The 14,939-nt window shown below is 61.7% G+C and carries 11 protein-coding genes and 1 pseudogene; 5 read left to right on the forward strand and 7 right to left on the reverse strand.

The window, feature by feature from the left end; translation table 11 throughout:
* Nucleotides 1–24: 24 nt before the first annotated feature.
* The 3 genes from ACOVQ0_RS05550 to ACOVQ0_RS05560 form a co-directional block, all read right to left on the reverse strand.
* The gene (locus tag ACOVQ0_RS05550) at nt 25–2,052 is read right to left on the reverse strand and encodes a TonB-dependent receptor plug domain-containing protein (protein WP_421881213.1); all 2,028 of its coding nucleotides are present in this window, start codon (nt 2,050–2,052) and stop codon (nt 25–27) included.
* A gap of 120 nt (nt 2,053–2,172) precedes the next feature.
* Entirely contained in the window at nt 2,173–3,582 is a 1,410-nt protein-coding gene (locus ACOVQ0_RS05555) for a porin (RefSeq protein ID WP_421881216.1), read from the reverse strand.
* A gap of 116 nt (nt 3,583–3,698) precedes the next feature.
* Nucleotides 3,699–4,667 (reverse strand): PQQ-dependent catabolism-associated beta-propeller protein, encoded by a 969-nt coding sequence (locus ACOVQ0_RS05560; RefSeq protein ID WP_421881219.1) that lies wholly within the window; start codon nt 4,665–4,667, stop codon nt 3,699–3,701.
* A 167-nt stretch (nt 4,668–4,834) separates the two neighbouring features.
* Between ACOVQ0_RS05560 and pedF the strand changes: the two genes are divergently transcribed.
* The 5 genes and pseudogenes from pedF (at nt 4,835) to ACOVQ0_RS05585 (ending at nt 9,835) form a co-directional block, all read left to right on the forward strand.
* The gene (gene pedF / locus ACOVQ0_RS05565; protein WP_421881222.1) at nt 4,835–5,278 is read left to right on the forward strand and encodes a cytochrome c-550 PedF; all 444 of its coding nucleotides are present in this window, start codon (nt 4,835–4,837) and stop codon (nt 5,276–5,278) included.
* Nucleotides 5,275–6,150 carry an ABC transporter substrate-binding protein gene (locus ACOVQ0_RS05570; RefSeq protein WP_421881224.1) on the forward strand — a complete coding sequence of 292 codons (876 nt, stop codon included), beginning with the start codon at nt 5,275–5,277 and terminating at the stop codon, nt 6,148–6,150. Before pedF ends, ACOVQ0_RS05570 begins: the two co-directional genes overlap by 4 nt.
* A gap of 273 nt (nt 6,151–6,423) precedes the next feature.
* Nucleotides 6,424–8,169: a methanol/ethanol family PQQ-dependent dehydrogenase gene (locus tag ACOVQ0_RS05575; protein ID WP_421881227.1), complete on the forward strand. Its 1,746-nt coding sequence runs from the start codon at nt 6,424–6,426 to the stop codon at nt 8,167–8,169.
* A gap of 167 nt (nt 8,170–8,336) precedes the next feature.
* Complete coding sequence (locus ACOVQ0_RS05580) at nt 8,337–8,987, forward strand: response regulator (protein WP_421881230.1); 651 nt, start codon at nt 8,337–8,339, stop codon at nt 8,985–8,987.
* Between the two features lie 75 nt (nt 8,988–9,062).
* Nucleotides 9,063–9,835: pseudogene (locus ACOVQ0_RS05585) on the forward strand (IS5 family transposase).
* Between the two features lie 26 nt (nt 9,836–9,861).
* Here the strand turns inward: ACOVQ0_RS05585 and ACOVQ0_RS05590 are convergent.
* The 4 genes from ACOVQ0_RS05590 to adh all read right to left on the reverse strand — a co-directional run.
* Nucleotides 9,862–12,081, reverse strand: coding sequence for a PAS-domain containing protein (locus tag ACOVQ0_RS05590; RefSeq protein ID WP_421881232.1), 2,220 nt, complete (start codon nt 12,079–12,081; stop codon nt 9,862–9,864).
* Complete coding sequence (locus ACOVQ0_RS05595; protein ID WP_421881247.1) at nt 12,078–13,238, reverse strand: FIST N-terminal domain-containing protein; 1,161 nt, start codon at nt 13,236–13,238, stop codon at nt 12,078–12,080. Before ACOVQ0_RS05595 ends, ACOVQ0_RS05590 begins: the two co-directional genes overlap by 4 nt.
* A gap of 97 nt (nt 13,239–13,335) precedes the next feature.
* On the reverse strand, nt 13,336–13,710 hold the full coding sequence (locus ACOVQ0_RS05600) for a DUF779 domain-containing protein (RefSeq protein WP_421881250.1): 375 nt from the start codon (nt 13,708–13,710) through the stop codon (nt 13,336–13,338).
* Nucleotides 13,711–13,890: 180 nt separating this feature from the next.
* On the reverse strand, nt 13,891–14,939 hold a 1,049-nt coding region (adh, locus tag ACOVQ0_RS05605; RefSeq protein WP_421881236.1), incomplete at its 5' end, for an aldehyde dehydrogenase.

A 14,939-nucleotide genomic window follows, 5' to 3' on the forward strand; every position in this document is an offset into this window, starting at 1 on the left:
TGAATTGCCTCTCCCGAGAGGAACTTACATCGTAAAGCGGACTCCCGCCCACAGCGTGCGGGGGTTGCCCAGATCGATCGTGCCGCCGGAATTACGGGTCACGATCTCTTCGTCGAACAGGTTTTCGCCGCGCAGGATCAAGCTGGCCCCAGCCATCAATGGCACTTGCGCGAACAGATCCAGCGTGGTCGCTGCTGGCAAGCTGTCGCGCTGCAGATCATCTTCATACTGCAGCCCGACATGCCGCAGCGTTGCGGCAATCTGCCACCCGGCTGCAGGCACAAGAGCCAGCGTGCCTGATGCGGCAATGCGCGGTGTCTGCGCCGGGCGCTTGCCGGTCAGATCAGAGCCTGCGCCATTGCGAACTTCGGCATCGGTCCATGCAAGCGAACCATCGAAGCGCAGGATGCCGATTTCAGCATGAGCGCTACCCTCGATCCCGCGCGCGCGAATTTCCGAAACGTTACGACGCTGGCGAAGGTTAGTGCCGATCGTGACATTGGCGATGGCGTTCTCGATGCGATTGTCGAAGCCGGTCACACTGATCCGCACCCCCTTGGCAGGAGCGAGATCGATACCCGCTTCGAAGCCCTTCTGGCGTTCGTTGCGCAATGCCGCATTGGCCTGTGTCGTCACCGGGAATACAGTGAACGGGCGGTAGAGTTCGTTGAGCGTGGGCTGACGCAGACCGCTATAGGCCGCTGCGCGCAGCGTCACCGCCTCGGTGGCATGGAGCAGCGCACCACCACGCCAGGTAACGGTCCAGTCGCTTTGCGTTGCGTAATCGCTGCGGCTGCTCAGCACCCCTGCGCCGTTACGCACTTCAAAGTAGCCATCGGCAATAACGGTGCGATCTGCGCGCAAGCCCCCTGTCAGGACCACCGGTCCCAGCGTCAGGTCGTTTTCAGCATAAAAGCCAAGGTCGGTGTTCACGCCCCCAGCGCGTCGGCGCGCGGTGACGACGCCGGTCGTTGCGTTAAGCGCATTCTCATTCATTGTCCCGCTCAGGCGGCGCCAGTCCACCCCAAGGCGTAACACATGCCCCTCACCCACGGGCGGGCGCAGCTCGAACTTGCCACCGACCCCTTGCGCGGGCGTATCAAACTGGTCGAGCGTTGGGCGGAAGCTGGTGGCTGAAACCACCACGTTGGAGAAATTGCGCGACTGGAAATAAGCCAGCGCATCGAACTGCCAATCGCCCCGCCCGACAAGGCGAAGGCTGGCGTCCTCACCCTCGGTCGACGTATCCGCGCCCCGGAAGCGCAGCACACGATCATCGCGATAGACCGAGATGCGGCTCTGCAGCTCGACTGTGTCGGACAGCGGCGCAACAGCGCGAACGGCGGTTGACCATGATTCATAGCGGGCACGGACACTTGCAGGAGCGCGCTGCGCACTAGGCGTGGTCCAGAACCCTTTGCCCCGATCCCAGCGCCCGGAAACGACCACGAAACCTTCGCCAAGGCGCGGAGCGATGCTGGCGCTGGCTTCCGTCTCGCCCCGCTGGCTGCCGAGCACTTGCGCGGAGACGAGACCGAGCGTGTCTGGCCCGGCGCTTTCCAGTTCGATGGTGCCCGAAAGTGCGCCCGCGCCAAACGGCCCCGAACCGCCGCCGCGCGTCACGCGGATTGCGGCAAGTCCATCGGGTGCGAGTGCGGTGAGCGGGACATAGCCGAAGAACGGATCGACCATCGGCACGCCATCAAGCAGCACCAACGCGCGGCTGGTGGCGTTCCCACCCAGCGCGCGCAAGGTAACGCCCTGCGCCGACGGATTGGACGAGCGGCTGTCAGACCGGCGGAACTGCTGAAAGCCCGCCACCGAGGTCAGCACATCCTCGATCCGTCCCGAAGCGGACGAAACGATGGCATCGCGGTCGATCTCGATGGAGGAATAGGCTGGCGTGCCCGGCGTGGCTTCAAGCCCTTTGCCGCTTACAACGATCTCACCACCCGGTCCTTCTTCGGCAAAGGCAGGGGACGAGGCGAGCGCGATAGCAAGCGCACTGGCGATATAGAGACCGTTTGCACGGCTAAAACGGGTGTCATCCATCTGCTGCGACTTCCTGGGTGACGGAGTGGAGAAAGAAGTGTGTCGGCAGCCCTTTGAGAGGCTTGCGGGCTGCCGACAAGGGTGGATCGGCCATCTCCTGAAAGAAGATGGCCTTTCCGCTTAGAAGAACAGAATGCCGCCAACAGCCACGGCATCGCTTTCAGCCTTGTTGCCGGAGTGCGCCTTGGCTTGCGAGTGGACATATTCACCGATCAGCGTGACCCAGCTGGTCAGGCCATAACGAAGCTGGCCAACATAGCTGGAGTTCACCTTGAGCAGGTTCGGGTTGGCCACCTGATCCGCCGCACTGGCATAGTCCAACCTGCTTTCGCCATAGCTGCCGCCGATGGAAAACTTGCCAAAGGTTGCCATAGCCTGCGCATAGAAGCCTTCGCTGTCGCGCTTGGCAACGCTGGTGCCCGTCTGCGGCACACCCGTATCGAACAGGCCAAGGACCGTCGTGCCAAGCCCGCTGCCCTTGTAGTAATAGCCCGTGGCCGTCAGCGGGCCGACTGTCAGTTTGCCGCCCATATCCACACCGCTGCCGGTAAAGCTGCCGCCCGCGACGAGATCATGCTTCTGCGTTACGCCTGAAACCCACAGTCGCGTGGCCACATCGCCGAACTTGCCGTCATACGTTACCTTGCCCTGGAAGCCGGGCGCGGAATTGCTCTCGGCAGGGCCGGTAAGCGAAGACAGCGGCTGAAAGACACCTACGGACGCCTGAAGTCCACCAAAGCTGGGCGAAGTGTAGGTAATCTGCGGCTGGAAGTCGGTATAGATGTATCCCACACCGATGCGGCCCAGCGTCGTGTTACCCGGCGCCACGTTGCTCCCCGGCGTGCCTGCCGAAAGCAGCGTGATATCGTTGAGAATCGCTTCCGATGCGAACAGGCCGATGTCGCGCCCGATCTTGAACGTGCCGATATCGGGCTTGCCAAACGTCATGAAGGTCTGGCGGAAATCGATGCCCGCCGTGGCAAGCGCGGTGGGCTGACCGCCATTGTTGGCCCCCAGCGCGCCCCACGCGGTGGAGTTGATGCCGGGATACATGCCGAACGTCGCACCGACGTCCCAGCCCGCCTGCTTGGTGGCTACCGAAACCTTCAGGAAGCCGGGAAGCAGACCGTTGCGGATCGCGCTGGAATTGTTCGCGCCCACATTGGCAATCCCACCGACCACTGCCGTGCGTGCCGTGGGGGTATCGGGATTGTCGTGAACGTAGAATCCGTTGACCGAACCCGAAAAGGTGATCGTGGCCGGACCGACTTCAAGGCCGATGCCGCTGTCGGTCATCCGCACCATGCGCGTCGTGTCGATCGAAGCCTGCGCCTTTGCAGTAGCATCGCCCGATGCCGCTGCACTCGGTGCGGCTTCCTCAGACAGAAGCTCCTTGTATTCCTCATCGGTGAGGATGCCCTTTTCGTGCAACCGCTTGAGCAGTTCGGGCGTGCCTGCGTGGGCGGGCGTTGCCGCAAGAGCAAGCGCGCCCATTGCGACCGAGGCGCAAAGCGCCTTCCTGATGTTCATTGTGTTCCCCTCCGTGAAGGCGTGTCGGTTATCCTGCGACTGCGGGGAACAATGCTGCGCAGCGGAGAACTGCGATATTGGACTTAGGGCCTTGGACTTTGGGATAAGACGCGGTGTTACTGCCCCAGCGCCACCCCCCACGGCCCACCGCCACCAGCAATCGTGGCCGTCACGGAAAGCGTTGCGAGATCGACGACGGATATCGAATCGCTCGCCCCGTTGGCCACGATCGCGCGCGCGCCGTCCTTGGTGATGGCCAGATGCCAGGGCCGTTCGCCCACCTTGACGTAACCCTTCACCTCAAGCGTCGCGACGTCGACCACCGCGACGCTATCAGCACGACCAAGCGCGACAACTGCCGTTCGCCCATCGGGCGTAAACCGAATTCCGCACGGCATGACCTTGTACGCAGGAACGTCGGGTGGACTGAAGGTAATCGTCCGCTCCACGGTCCTGCTGGCGACGTCTACAACGTGCATCGTCCCGGCCATTTCCGCAGCGATCCACACTTTTGCGCCATCACCGGTAAACTCGATATGCCGGGGCCGGGCATCGGTTTCCATCTCTTCGACCACCGCCCGACTGGCCGTATCGATCCACGCCACGGTGTTGTCTTCCTCGCTGGTGACGAGAAGCCACTTTCCGTCCGGGCTTTGCGCCACGCCTTCCGGCTCGTCCCCCACGGCCACCTGCCAGGCAACCTTGCGCGCTTCGAGATCGATGGCGGTAACCGCAGCATTGTCCTCGTTCGCTGCGAACAGCAGCTTGCCGTCCCATGATGGAAAGAACTGTTCTGGGTCTGCTCCCGAAGGCAACGTGGCGATCAGCGCGCCTGTGGCGGGATCGCGCATCTCGACCGCATTGTCCGCACTGGCCGCGACCAGCAAGGCCTTGCTATCGCGGGTCAGCGTGATGCCACGCGGGCGCTTACCTACCGGCCATTCGGCCACGACCTTGCCTGCGGCGATATCGACGACACTCACGGTGGAACTGCGTTCGTTGCTGACCCACGCGGTCTGGGCGCCAACCAGAGTCGGCACGAGCGATCCAGTGGAAACCAGCAAAGCTGCGATGATGCTTTTCATTGTCCTCTCCATCCAGCGCAGCATTACAAGGGCAGGTGCGGCGCGGAAATGGCACCTTGGTCTTGTACCATTGTCCAATTGGGCGATGCGTCACGCTGTGAAAATAATTCTGCCAACAGTGCGGGCAGGCATGATTCTGCCGCACAGTCGCAGAGGATGTTTGACCGATGAAGATCCCCCTTGGCCGTGCGGCCTTGCTGACCGCTGCTGTCATCGCTTCGGCCACCGTCGCCACCCGCCTTTCCGCGCATGGCGATGTCGTTCCGCAGGCGGTGGATACGTCCGCCCTTCCCGATATCGAAGGCGGAAACGATGCCTGGGTTGCGGTCAATCCTTATCGCGGCAATGCCAAGGCCATCGAAATCGGCCAGTCGGCCTATGGCCAGAACTGCGCCCGGTGCCACGGCCTTGATGCCATGTCCGGCGGCATCGCGCCCGACCTGCGTTATCTTGAACTCGGCGATTCCGGCGATGAGTGGTTCCTCGAACGGTTCCGCCACGGATCGAGCCACGACGGTAAGGTCTATATGCCGCCCTTCGGTGACGTGCTTGGCCAGAAGGCGGGTTGGGCCATCCGCAGCTGGCTCGAAACCAAGCACACCGACGAATGATGCGGTCGAAATTGGGCCGCCGGTCGTTTCTCGCCGGTATCGGCTCAGCCGCTGCGCTCGCCACGTTTCCATCCACGGTCGATGCTGCACCGCTTGAGAAGGTCAAAGACCTCGGAGTCCTTCGGGTCGGACTCTATGCGGACAACAGGCCGTGGTCATGGGCCGAGGGTACGAAGGTGATGGGCATCGATGCCGATATCGCCCGCGCCCTCGCCGAAGCGCTTGGCGTCCGTGCGGATATCCAGTTGTTCCTTGCAGATGAGGATATTTCCGACGATCTGCGCAATGTCGTCTGGCGCGGTGGCCTGCTGGGCTTTCAACCCTGCGACGTGATGCTGCACGTACCCTTTGACCGGACGCTGATGCAGCAGGAAAACAACGTCGTATTTCTCTCGCCCTATTACCGCGAAACGTTCGGCGCAGCCTGTTCGCGCGATGGCGGCAATTGCGAAGCGGCACCCGCATCGTTCAAGGGGCGCAAGATTGCCGCCGAACTTGCTTCCATCCCGGACTTCTATCTGCTCGGCCACGCGGGCGGCACGCTGGCGAAAGACCTCATCCATCTGCCCACGGGCTATGGCGCCGCAGCCGCTTTGGCTGATGGCACGGCGGATTTTGCCGTGGCCACAACCGCACAGATCGAAGCCGTGGTGAACGACCATTCCGATGCAGGCATCAAGGTCCGCAAAGGCCCCCTGCCGATGATGATGTCTCCGGGCTGGGATATCGGCATCGCGGTAAAGGAAAACTCCCGCAACCTCGGCTTCGCTCTTGATGAAGCCATAGAGAAAATGATCGCAACCGGCCGCCTTGCTGCGATTTTCGCGCAATATGGCGTGGCGTGGAAACCGGCCCTAGCCGCACAGGCCTGAGCGCAAACAGCGATCATCATCGGCTCCGCGTGGAAGGCGTGGAGAACAGGGGGACGGGGATACCGACTGCGACCGGTATCCCCCGAACCGTTTCGAACGCGCGCCTGTTTGCTGCGCAGCAAATCAAAGTCTCCGCTCTCATCCCAAGGTGCAATTGTGCCTCGACCCCCAAGGGATAGGCTCAGCTTCGACGATTGGGGAAATGCGGCTGACCGGCAGAACAGGCAGGATTCGCATCCATCGGGCAAGAATAACCCAAACAGGAGGGACAGGATGAAGCGGCGTTTCTCAACATTTATCGCAGGGCTGGCGGCAGCGACCAGCCTGATTGCGGCACCGGCCATTGCAGGCGGGCCGTCCAGTGCAGACATCGTGAACGATGCTGCCACGCCCGGCGACGTCATCAGCTATGGCATGGGTCCGTGGCAACAGCGTTTCAGTACCCTGGACAAGCTGAACACGCAGAACGTGACCAAGCTCATTCCCGTATTCGGTGCTTCGCTGGGGGGCGAAAAGCAGCGCGGGCAGGAATCACAGCCGCTGGTCTATGACGGCACGATCTATGTAACCGGTTCCTATTCGCGCCTTTTCGCATTCGATGCGCGCACCGGCGAAAAGAAGTGGGAATACAACGCCCGCCTGCCCGATGGCATCATGCCCTGCTGCGATGTGGTGAACCGTGGTGCGGCAATCCACGGCGACAAGGTGATCTTTGCCACGCTAGATGCACGGCTCGTCGCGCTTGATCGCCATACCGGCAAGGTCTTGTGGAACAAGAAGACCGGCGAATATCAGGCAGGCTATTCGGCCACAGCCGCGCCGCTGATCGTCAAGGACATGGTAATCACCGGCAATTCGGGCGGTGAGTTCGGCATCGTCGGCGCAGTGCAGGCGCGCAATGTCGATACCGGTGAGCTGGTGTGGGAACGCCCGGTGATCGAAGGTCACGTCGGCACCCTCAACGGCCAACCCAACGGCATGACCGGCAAGCTCAACGCCAGCTGGACCGGCGATCTGTGGAAGACCGGCGGCGGCGCTACATGGTTGGGCGGCACTTACGATCCGTCAACCAACACCGTGTTCTTTGGAACCGGCAACCCCGGCCCGTGGAACAGCCACCTGCGTCCCGGCGACAATCTCTATTCCGCCTCCACGCTCGCGATCGATGTCGATACCGGCGTGATCAAGTGGCACTACCAGACCACGCCGCACGATGGCTGGGACTTTGACGGTGTGAACGAATTCGTACCGTTCGACGCAACGATCAAGGGCAAGCCGATGAAGCTCGGCGCGAAGGCAGACCGCAACGGCTACTTCTACGTTCTCGACCGCACCAACGGCAAACTGATGGGCGCACACAAGTTCGTCATGCAGACGACCTGGGCCAACGGCATCGACCTCAAGACCGGTCGCCCCAACTACGTGCCCGAAAACCGTCCCGGCGCGCCTGATGCTGCGGCCAAGGGCAAGTCCGTCTTCGCCAGCCCCTCGTTCCTTGGCGGCAAGAACTGGATGCCGATGGCATTCTCGCAGGACACCGGCCTGTTCTATGTGCCCAGCAACGATTGGGGCATGGACATCTGGAACGAACCCATCGCCTACAAGAAGGGCGCGGCCTATCTCGGCGCGGGCTTCACGATCAAGCCGATTGCCGATGATCACATCGGCGCTCTTCGCGCAATGGACCCGACCACCGGCAAGATCGTGTGGGAATACAAGAACAAGGCCCCGCTGTGGGGCGGCGTTCTGGCCACGCGCGGCAATCTGGTGTTCACCGGCACGCCCGAAGGCTTCCTCAAGGCATTTGACGCCAAGACCGGCGCTGAACTGTGGAAGTTCCAGACCGGTTCCGGCGTGGTCGGATCGCCGATCACCTGGGAGCAGGATGGCGAACAGTTCGTGGCCGTGATGTCGGGCTGGGGCGGCGCGGTTCCGCTCTGGGGTGGCGAAGTGGCCAAGACCTTCAAGGAAATCAGCCAGGGCGGAATGCTCTGGGTGTTCAAGCTGCCCAAGCAGTAAACCAAACTATCGGGAGCGCCATGCGGCAACGTCTGGCGCTCCCCTCCCTCCCCGGGTAGGATCACATGCGCAATACCTACGTGCCGCAAACTGCAAGACCCGCTCAAAGCGCGGAGGCAGTCCCGGTGAACATATTGGGCCCGGTCAACTTATTGAAGGGGAGCATCATGGCTGATCTCGGTGCGCCGGACCGCGTGCTGATTGTCGATGACCACTCGCTGGTGCGTGATGGACTGCGCTCGATCTTCGACGATGCCTATCCCGCCTGCACCATCCTCGAAGCCGACAGCCTCGAAGCTGCGCTGGGCACGCTGGAGCGCGAAGGCGATGTCGATCTGGTCCTGCTCGATCTCAACATCCCCGACGTTTCGCATCTTTCCGGCCTTCAGGCCTTGCGCGAAGGATTTCCGGCAACGCCCGTGGTCATGGTTTCAGGCGTGACCGACCGCAATGTCGTGCGCGATGCCCTTGCCGCTGGCGCCGCAGGATTCGTGCCCAAAAGCCTGAAACGCGCGGCCATCGTAGATGCACTTAATCAGGTGCTTTCGGGCGAGATCTATATGCCCGAACTAGAGGGCGATGAATCCGCCGCTGCCGAGGAAGACCTGATCCGCAGCCGTATCGACAGCCTGACCCCGCAGCAGCGCGTGGTCCTCGGCCACCTCGTTGCGGGCCTGCTCAACAAGCAGATCGCCTACGAACTCGACGTTTCGATGACGACGGTTAAGGCGCACGTTTCGGCCATCCTGCAAAAGATGAACGTCTTCTCACGCACGCAGGCGGTGATCATGGCCGGCAAGATCGGTTTCAAGGGTTAGGTGGTGTTTACATTCAGGATTCCCAATTGGGTAAAAGTCTGATTCAAGCTGCTGGCTGTATGGAGGTCAGCATGGATGGATCGACAGGAGCTGAGTGACGCAGTCTGGGAGCGGATAGCGCCGCATTTGCCGGGTAAGGCGACCGATCCTGGGCGGACGGGGCGGGATAATCGTTTGTTTGTGGAAGCGATCCTGTGGCTGGCCCGGTCGGGGGCGCACTGGCGTGTCCTGCCCAAGGAGTTTGGCCGCTGGCACACCGTTTACCAGCGTTTCAACCGCTGGTGCCGCAGCGGTATTTGGGAGAATCTTTTCAAGGCTTTAAGCGATGACGCCGACTTCGAGTATATCCTCGTCGACAGCACCATAGTGCGCGCCCATCAGCACAGTGCTGGTGCCCCAAAAAAAGCGATCGATCCGAAGATCGGTTTGAAGCTCACGCGCTGGGACGATCAAAAGGCGGCTTGAGCACCAAGGTTCATGCCGCCACCGATGCGCTGGGCAACCCCATTCGCTTCATCCTCACCGGCGGCGAGCGTAACGATATCACGTAGATCGAGCCGCTTCTCCAGGGACTGAAGGCAGGGCACGTTCTGGCCGACAAGGGCTATGACGGCCAACGCGCCATGAATGCCATCGCGGCCAGCGGCGCAAAGCCCGTCGTCCCACGCCGGACCATCACTGCAAAATGGCGCAGCTTCGATGTCGCGATCTACAAAGACCGCAATCTGATCGAACGCTTCTTCAGCAAGATCAAACACTTCAGACGCATCGCAACGCGCTACGACAAACTCGCCAGAAACTACGCTGGCTTCCTCAATCTCGTGGCCGCGCTAAAATGTTGCCTCTGAATGTAAACACCACCTAGGGTCAGGACCTAGAGAACGTCTCTCTGGCGCAACAACGCCCGAAGCTGTGCCGGCTTCACCGGCTTGTTCAGGATCGGCAGGGCGAGCGCTGAAAGGTGCGCCTTTGTCTCCTCGCTCCGGTCTGCTGTGATGACCATCGCCGGAATGTCCTTTCCGGCACTTTCGCGCAACCGCGCAATCGCTTCATCCCCGGTCAGGCCATCATCGAGTTGATAGTCCACGATCAGCATCGCAGGCGCCTGGCGCAGTCCCGCCACCGCGGCCGGATCGGCAGGGTCGCGCGCCACAATCACTTCCAGCCCCCAGTTCTCCAGCAGCGCCTCCATGCCCGCAAGGATGGCCGGATCGTTGTCGATCACGATGACGAGGCCGCCCGTTCCGCTCGAAGCGCCCTGCCCGGCTTCCACTGCATTCATCACGGCAACCGGCGCAACGCGGGGCAGCGTGATCGAGAATGCGGAACCCGAACCGACGGTGGAATCGAGTTCGATCGCATGGCCCAGCATGGTCGAAACGCGGCGCACGATGGCAAGACCAAGCCCTTTGCCCGGAATTTTCTGCGTCTTGCCGACCCGGCGGAACTCGCCGAATATCTCCTCGCGATCCTGCGGTGCAATGCCGGGACCAGTATCGCGCACGGTAACCCGCACATTGCTGCCGTGTTCGCGCACCTCAACGATAACGCTGCCCGCGTCGGTATAGCGAATGGCGTTGGAAACGAAGTTCTGCAGCACCCGGCGCAGCAATCGCGCATCAGAGCGCACCCACAGTCCCGTATCAGCGACATCGAACTGCAGCCCGCCTGCCACTGCCAAAGGTCCGAACTCCACCCGCAAGGCATGAAGCAACCCGCCCAGCGAATGCGCCGAAATTTCCGGCTGGATCGCGCCCGCATCAAGACGCGAAATCTCGAACAGCGCTTCCAGCAGATCCTCGACCGAATCCAGCGCCGTGCTGGCCTGCTGCACCAGCGATCCGGCACGGTCCGGCAGGCTCAGCCCGTCCATTGCCGACACGAACAGGCGTGCCGCGTTCAGTGGCTGCAAAAGATCATGGCTGGCGGCTGCAAGGAAGCTGGTCTTTGACCGGTTCGCGGTTTCCGCCTCGTTCTTCGCCTCCACCAACTGCCGGTTGACCTCGCTCAGTTCCGCCGTGCGCTCGGTAACCCGGCGCTCCAGCAGTTCTGCCGTTTCGGTCAATGACCGTTGCAGCCGCACATGATCGGTCACGTCATCGAACGTAAATACCATGCCGCCACTGCTCAACGGCACTGACCGGATAACGAAATTGCGCCCCGCCATCAGGCAATCCGCCGAAAGCTGGCTTGTCGTGCCTTCTCGCCAGGCCAGCGCATCGGCACACTGCAGGCCAAGGTGCTCAGCGCACCACTGGATCAGCGCCTCATGGCTTTCGACCTGCCGCATAAGCTCGCCGCCACCCAGATCGAGCACGCGCACCAGCCCTTCATTCCATGCCTGCATCCGGCGCTGCGCATCAAACAGGCACACCCCTTCCGAAAGCGTGTCGAGCGTCGCCTGCAACGCAAGGTTGCGTTCGGCGAGTTCCAGCGCCCGCTGGCGGGCATCCTCCGCCTTGACCGAAGTGATGTCGGTATAGATCCCGACGATGCCGCCATCGCTGGTGCGGATTTCGTTGATCTGGATCCAGCGCCCATCGCTCATCGCCTGAACGTGCGCACCTTCGGCCCGGCGATGGCGCTCCACCCTGTCGCTCAGCCACCGCTCCGGTGCCATGCGCGATCCCACCGTAGCGCCGGTAAAGGCCAACCTGCTGGCCATCTCGGAAAATTCCGGCGTCTCGTCAGAGATATCCTCGATAGTGGGGAATATCTGAAGGAACGCCCGATTGCACAGGATCAACCGGTCATCGGCATCGTAGAGCGCGAAACCATCATCCAGCGATTCAATGGCATCACGCAGCAGCACCCTTGCCGCCGTCGCATCCTCATTCGCCGCAGCAAGTTCTGCAATAACGCGGTTCAACTCGCTCATCGCGGTTTCGAGCGCGCCGGTGCGATCGCGCACCATCGCTTCGAGCGCGATGGCCGTCTCGAACATCGAAAACGCACCGCCCTGCATGTCGATGGACCGCTCCACCCGGTCCATCAGCGCGGCGTTGATCTTTTCCAGCTGGCGCACCCGCTCCCGCAGGCGGGTAACCTCGCTGTCATCCGCGACGTTCAGGATAGTTGAGACAGGCGTGGTCATTTGCCGATGGCCAGCCCCGTGAAGGTCTGGTTCATGTGCGCGGCCATGAACTGCTCGCCATAAGTGTTAAAGCCGAAAACCCGCTTTTCGATATACATCTGCGAGACTGTGCGCGCCATTTGCCGGTCCTCCGCATCCAACCGGTTGAGCACGCAGTCAAAGCCGATCACATGATCGATCTCGCCAACCCTGCTTTCGATATCGGCAAACAGGCTTTCCATTGCTCCGATGCGGTCCACAGGCTCGCCAATGGAAAGAACGACGCCGGTATCGATCGCGCAATAGAACGTCAGCGATCCATCCTCGTTCGCGCTTTGGATGGACCGCACATGAAACTGCCCACCGGTGCGCACGATAGGCGGATGGGCGGCAAAGAAATGGGCATCGAGTTCCGCCGAAGGACTGCCCGCCAGCCGCCGGTATTCTTCGGCCGCTGGTGCCGCGTTGATCTCCTGCACCACCCGCGATTCCGGGTCAGCCTCGGTAATCACCATCTTGGCCGGGCCGGGTTTATAGAAGTTGGCACAGAAAACGTGCAGCGGCTTGGGCGTGGTCAGCAATACGATCACTGCCGCATCGGCATGAAACCGCCCTTCATGCAGGATCGCCGTATTGCGGAAGGAAAGCCCGTCGCCGCTCGATCCGCCGATCAATTGGATATCGCCAAGCGCGTGCTGCGCGGTCATCGTCAGCAGTTCTTCGCGGTGCGAAAGCCCATCGACCAGAAACAGTGCCACCTGATTGGTCCGGCCTTCTGTGGAGCGTTCAACCCGCTCCTGCGCCACAAGCTGCCGGATAGCCGCCTGCGCCGATTGCGGATCGAAACGGTCGAGATCGTCAAAGCGCAACGATGCGATAGAAAACAGGTTTGCCGGAAATCCGATCAGCACCACGCTGCGCGTATCATACCCAAGGTCCGTCAGCTCGCCAGCGCTGGTGCAACCGAAAAGCTGCACATCGGGCAGTTGCGCAGCAAGCTCGCGCTGCAGGGCTTCACGCGGATAGGTGTTTGAACAGAACAACAGCGCGCCTGATAGTTCAGCCCCTGCAAGTGCCTCGGCCAATTCGCCCACCGCAGTTGCCGGGTCCACTGCACGCGAAGTGACGGTAATCAGCCCGCCAGATGTCACGGGAGATGCAAGCTGACCGGGAGGCATCGCGGGCCGCGCATCGACATCAACTTGCAGCATCCTTTGCTTCCTCTTCCCCCGGCCCGCACTTCTTTGAACGCATGACCATCGTCCCGTGTTGAGTCTAAGCCGCCCCCGACGTTCCGCCAAGCGCAATCGCGTCGCCACGCGGCGGTTCTCCCGCTTTCTCAAGCAGTTCTGCTTCCTCGTCGGTAAACACGCGGCTACGTACAATGAAGCGCACGCCTTCAGGCGCCTCAAGGCTCATCCCCGCGCCGCGTCCGGGCACCACATCGATGGTAACCTGCGTGTGCCGCCAATATTCGAACTGCGCCGCCCCGATCCAGACCGGCACATCATCCGAAACATGGCCCAGCAGCACATCCTGCCCACCGACGCGGAACTCGCCCGCCTGAAAGCACATCGGCGCAGACCCATCGCAGCATCCGCCAGACTGGTGAAACATCAACGGCCCATGCTGCGCTTTGAGCCGCACCATCCATTCCAGCGCAGCCGGGCTGGCGCACACGCGGGGCGGAGCCGCGCTCAAACGCTTTCAGCCGCAATACGATGCACCATGTCATCTCTCCAGTTCGGCGCTCTTGCGGCGCCTAATTGAACGGCTTTCGGCGCGCCCGGCAAAAAGCCGAAGCGCGCCGCCCGCCGCAAGACAGCAACTTCAGAAGAAGCCGAGCGCCTTGGGGCTGTAGCTGACCAGCAGGTTCTTGGTCTGCTGGTAGTGATCGAGCATCATCTTGTGGGTTTCGCGCCCGATGCCCGACTGCTTGTAGCCACCGAATGCCGCGTGCGCCGGATAGGCGTGATAGCAGTTGGTCCACACGCGCCCAGCCTGAATGCCCCGGCCAAAGCGATAGGCGCGCGTGCCATCGCGCGTCCACACCCCGGCACCAAGACCATAGAGCGTGTCATTGGCAATCGAGAGCGCTTCTTCGTCACTGGAGAACTTGGTGACCGAAAGCACCGGCCCGAAGATCTCCTCCTGGAAAATGCGCATCTTGTTGTGGCCTTCCAGCACGGTTGGCTGAATGTAGTAACCATCGGCCAGTTCGCCGGTGTGCATCGCCCGCTCACCGCCGGTCAGCACCTTTGCGCCTTCGTCCTTGCCGATCTGGATATAGCTCAGGATCTTTTCCATCTGGTCGTTCGATGCCTGCGCGCCGATCATCGTCGAAGGATCGAGCGGGCTGCCCAGCTTGATCGCTTCGACACGGGCAATCGCCTTTTCCATGAAGCGGTCATAGATCGATTCATGCACCAGCGCGCGGCTCGGGCAGGTGCAGACCTCACCCTGATTGAGCGCGAACATGGCGAAGCCTTCCAGCGCCTTGTCCAGATAGTCGTCATCTGCGTCCATCACGTCGGCAAAGAAGATGTTCGGGCTTTTTCCGCCCAGCTCCAGCGTGCACGGGATCAGGTTTTCGCTGGCGTACTGCATGATCAGTCGCCCGGTCGACGTTTCACCGGTGAACGCGATCTTGCTGATGCGCTTGTTGGTGGCGAGCGGCTTGCCTGCCTCGATGCCGAAGCCGTTGACGATGTTCAGAACACCTGCAGGCAGAATATCGGCAACCAGTTCAGCCAGAACGAGGATCGACATCGGCGTCTGCTCTGCGGGCTTCAAAACCACGCAATTGCCTGCCGCCAGCGCCGGAGCCAGCTTCCACGCCGCCATCAGGATGGGGAAGTTCCACGGGATGATCTGCCCCA

Origin of the sequence: Novosphingobium sp., assembly GCF_049240505.1 — a bacterium.
Lineage (GTDB): Bacteria > Pseudomonadota > Alphaproteobacteria > Sphingomonadales > Sphingomonadaceae > Novosphingobium.

Excerpts from the sequence above, each read along its gene's own strand:
- ACOVQ0_RS05550 (WP_421881213.1), bottom strand. The coding sequence starts at position 2,052 with ATGGATGACACCCGTTTTAGCCGTGCAAACGGTCTCTATATCGCCAGT.
- ACOVQ0_RS05555 (WP_421881216.1), bottom strand. The coding sequence starts at position 3,582 with ATGAACATCAGGAAGGCGCTTTGCGCCTCGGTCGCAATGGGCGCGCTT.
- ACOVQ0_RS05560 (WP_421881219.1), bottom strand. The coding sequence starts at position 4,667 with ATGAAAAGCATCATCGCAGCTTTGCTGGTTTCCACTGGATCGCTCGTG.
- pedF (WP_421881222.1), top strand. The coding sequence starts at position 4,835 with ATGAAGATCCCCCTTGGCCGTGCGGCCTTGCTGACCGCTGCTGTCATC.
- ACOVQ0_RS05570 (WP_421881224.1), top strand. The coding sequence starts at position 5,275 with ATGATGCGGTCGAAATTGGGCCGCCGGTCGTTTCTCGCCGGTATCGGC.
- ACOVQ0_RS05575 (WP_421881227.1), top strand. The coding sequence starts at position 6,424 with ATGAAGCGGCGTTTCTCAACATTTATCGCAGGGCTGGCGGCAGCGACC.
- ACOVQ0_RS05580 (WP_421881230.1), top strand. The coding sequence starts at position 8,337 with ATGGCTGATCTCGGTGCGCCGGACCGCGTGCTGATTGTCGATGACCAC.
- ACOVQ0_RS05590 (WP_421881232.1), bottom strand. The coding sequence starts at position 12,081 with ATGACCACGCCTGTCTCAACTATCCTGAACGTCGCGGATGACAGCGAG.
- ACOVQ0_RS05595 (WP_421881247.1), bottom strand. The coding sequence starts at position 13,238 with ATGCCTCCCGGTCAGCTTGCATCTCCCGTGACATCTGGCGGGCTGATT.
- ACOVQ0_RS05600 (WP_421881250.1), bottom strand. The coding sequence starts at position 13,710 with ATGGTGCGGCTCAAAGCGCAGCATGGGCCGTTGATGTTTCACCAGTCT.